Source organism: Deinococcota bacterium, assembly GCA_030858465.1.
GTDB lineage: Bacteria > Deinococcota > Deinococci > Deinococcales > Trueperaceae > JALZLY01.
This window is the reverse complement of the sequence record JALZLY010000065.1, coordinates 1-3,157: the sequence shown is the minus strand read 5'-3', so window position 1 is coordinate 3,157 and position 3,157 is coordinate 1. Positions and strand designations below refer to the sequence as shown.

Annotated in this window: 2 protein-coding genes; one reads left to right on the top strand and one right to left on the bottom strand. The window is 69.0% G+C overall.

Features of this window, described 5'->3' with window-relative positions; genetic code table 11:
* The coding region (locus M3498_03235; protein ID MDQ3458309.1) for a hypothetical protein at positions 1 to 2,204 on the bottom strand (2,204 nt) is incomplete at its 3' end.
* A gap of 412 nt (positions 2,205 to 2,616) precedes the next feature.
* Here M3498_03235 and M3498_03230 point away from each other — a divergent pair.
* The coding region (locus tag M3498_03230) for a hypothetical protein (GenBank protein ID MDQ3458308.1) at positions 2,617 to 3,157 on the top strand (541 nt) is incomplete at its 3' end.

Here is a 3,157-nt window from a genome sequence, read left to right as displayed (position 1 = left end):
CCCGGCCGCAGGCGGCCGGGCTCGTCGAGCCCGCCCAGCGAGCCCGCCCCGTCTTCGTAGGACGGGGCCATCCAGCGGGCCCAGCCCGCGCCAGACTCGGGCCGTGCGCCCCAGTCGAAGCCGTAAGCGCCGGTCTCCGCGGCCTTGTAGGGTTGGTAGCCGGCGTTCACCCAGAAGGAGCCCTCCTCCGGCGTCAACCTGGCGTAGAACTCCGGCCCGGAGGCGGGATGGGTGTCGAGCGTCAGGGTGACGCGCTCGAAGGGGGCGATCCGGCCCTCTGAACCCGTCACCTCTGAACCCGCTACCTCCAGGCGTTTCACCAGCAGGTGCAGATAGCTCGGACTGGCCTGGGCGTAGAGCGCCACCCCGTTTCCCTCGGCGACGAGCTGCGCCTCCTGCCAGTCGGCGGGGTCGCTGCCGAGGGGGGGTTCGCCGGGGACGGCGAAGCCGACGAGGCCGTAGTTCTGCTCGGGGTTCATGACCGAGTGCCAGCGGGGGAGGTGGTCGCTTGGCCTTTCCAGGGCGTCGTAGAGCCAGTGGCGCTTGAACCACTCGTCGAGCCAGGCGAAGACGACGCCGCCGGCCATGCCGCTGTCGATCACCTCGCTGTAGAGCTTGGCGATGATCTCGGCCTGCGCCGCCTCGTCATTGCCCCCCTGATGGTAGCCCTGGGGCTGGGAGCGGGATTGGCCGCGGCTGCTGGGCACGCCGAACTCGCTGATAAGCACGGCCTGGTCGCCGTGATGCGCCCCTAAGCGCTCGAGGTGGGCCATGTAGTTGGAGCGGGGATGCCGGCTGTAGTCGGGGTCGAGGCTCAAGTAGTCGGGATAGTAGGGAAAGGCGTGGTAGGAGGCGAAGTGGCCGGCCAGAAAGGCCGCGGTCGGGGTGATGGTCGCGGCGTCGACCACCGTCGCGTCCGCGCCGTATAGGAAGGCGCCCTGCTCGTCGGGCTGCACTCCTGGCGGAGCGCCGTCGGCGGCGGGCCCGTCGCGGGGGGCGATGGTCAGCCAGTTGACGAAGGCGATGGGCGTCTGCTGCTTGAAGTGCTCGAAGTGGTAGAGGCTGACGCGGTCCATGACCTCGGCGAGCCAGGCCTCCATGGCGCTGCTCTCGCCGACCCTCAGAAACCGGCCCTCGTAGCGCCTGGGCGCGTCCGGCCGGGCGTTGAAGGAGCTGACGGACGCCGGCTCCCACTCGCGGCCCAAGATGAGGCCGAGCAGCCAGGGGCTGACGTCGGCCTCATACGCGCCCGAAGCCTGATCCGGTCTGGCCTCGACCACGGCCTGACCGTGGAGCAGGTCGAGGGCGCGGTAAGCCTCCCCCAAAAAGGTCGCCTTGAAGGGGCCGTGGTAGTCGTCGCCTTCCGGAGGCTCGGTCCAGACGCCCTGGATGAGGTAGAGGGGCGCGCCGGGGTGGGCGAGGTTGTAGTCGCGCAGCGCCCGGTAGAAGACGGGCGGCGCCACGGTATAGAGCCTGACGGTGTTGGCGTTCATGGCGGCGATCAGCCTGAGCCAGCGGTCGTAGAAGCCCCTCTCCTCGGGAAATTCGGTGGCGAAGCGGCCGGGCAGGGCCATCCCCAGGTTGACGCCCTTGACGGTGAGGCTTGCGCCGTTCTCGAGGCGGAACTGGCCGCCCTCGGCCCTGAAGGGTAGGCGCAGCGCCTGAGCGCTCGAGGGACGCGGGTCGTTCTCGGCCAGCTTGTTCTGCGCCGAACTGGTCCCAACCTGGCCGGTCTCAACCTGACCGGTCTCAACCTGACCGTCCTCGGTCATGACCAGGCTCCGCAGGAACTGGCTCAGGTCCTCGCGTTCGGGCTCCAAACGCCGGGCCCACCGGGCGTAGCGGGCGGCCTCGGCTGGACGGCCGAGGCCGCGGCTGCTCAGCGCCAAGCCGTAGAAGAGGTCGGCTACCTCTGGCAGCTGGGGGAGCAAGTCGTGAAAGAGCCGGTAGGCGCCGCGGTCGTCGCCCTGCCGGTAACGCACGAAGCCGAGCAGCAGCTTGGCGTCGTGGTCGCTGGGATCTTGAGCGAGCAGCGCCCTCAGGATACGCTCGGCCTGCTCGAGCTCGTCGGCGCGGTAGGCGCGCTCGGCCGCCTCGTAGGTCGTGCCTTCGCCTGCCGTCCTTTCGGTTGCCATCCCTTCGGCCAGTGCCGGGCCCGCGAGCGCCAGCCACAGGAGGGTCGAGAGGGCGAGGAGGCGGTTCACACCTCAGGCTACACCAGGGCGTGACGCCGGTGGGTCAGCCGAACGGTGAACCGGCCGCCGCTGGCGGGGGTGCCGCTGGCGGGGTGAATGTAAACTGACCTGCGCTCGCCCGCCCGCCCGCACGTTATCATCATCCCCGCCAGCGCTTGGCCTGCTGTGGTTTTGCCACGCCTATGGGGTATGGATACGAGGTCAATACGAGGTTATATCAGGGGTTATAGATGCCTCAGGGGTATAGTGGCCGAGTGGTAGGAGGATGCGACGTGCGACTGCTTTTGAAGGCGGCTCCGGCCGAGACGACTCGAGCCCTTGTCAGCCCTTGCCCGTGTTCCGGAAAAAGGTCGGGGCCACTGGGCTTCGGGGCCTGAGAGCACCATTGCGAGCGCTAAGGCAGTCCCTTCTCCAGTCGCTTGTGCAGTGGCAGCAGCACGCCCACGTCGTCTACACCGTGCTCTTCTTCCTGTTCTTTCTCGCCCAGATCGCGGTCGCGCTCGTCCTCATCGTGCTGGGCGTCATGCGCGCGGAGGCGGCCGCGCCCAACGCCCTACCCCTCCTGGTCGTGCCGGTGGCGATCATCACCGCGGCCTTCGTGCTCCTGCTCGTCAACAGCCTGCTGCTCAGCGTCCAGGCCTTTAGGGACAACCGCGAGCTGCTGGGGGCGCGGCAGCACGCCTTTTGGCTGAAGCGCTGGACGGCGGTGCTGTTTGGCGGCAAGGCTCCGCCACAGGCGCCGCTGCCGTCCGAGAGCGTAGCGGCACTGCTCGACCTCAAGGACAGCCTGGACGGTGAGGAGGCGGAGATGGCCTTCGACCTCGTCCGCTACTACGGCTTCGAGGCCACGCTGGTGGCGCGGCTGGCCTCGCGGCGGCGCTCGGTGCGGTTGGCGGCCCTGGAGTCGCTCGGCAAGCTGAGGTCGCCCGACACCTTGCCGCTGCTGTTGGCGGCCGCAAAAG